Here is a 203-nt window from a genome sequence, read left to right as displayed (position 1 = left end):
GGAATAATTCTGAGACAACTATGTGAAAGAAAAGGTGTTGAAATCATAGAAGCTGAAGCATGTAAAGATCATATTCATATGCTTGTGAGTATACCTCCCAAACTAAGTGTTTCTCAATTTGTAGGATATTTAAAAGGTAAGAGTAGCTTAATGATTTTTGATAAACATGCACATTTGAAATATAAATATGGTAATAGGAAGTT

At 30.0% G+C, this 203-nt stretch carries 1 protein-coding gene; it reads left to right on the top strand.

All coding sequences use genetic code 11. The features are described 5' to 3' along the window. Positions 1 to 203 (top strand): IS200/IS605 family transposase (tnpA, locus tag CD172_RS11900; protein ID WP_142384439.1); only part of this gene is annotated, 203 nt, incomplete at both ends.

It is taken from the genome of Staphylococcus agnetis (genome assembly GCF_002901865.1).
Classification (GTDB): Bacteria; Bacillota; Bacilli; order Staphylococcales; family Staphylococcaceae; genus Staphylococcus; species Staphylococcus agnetis.
The sequence above is the reverse complement of the archived record's forward strand: the minus strand, read 5'-3'. Positions and strand labels throughout refer to the sequence as shown.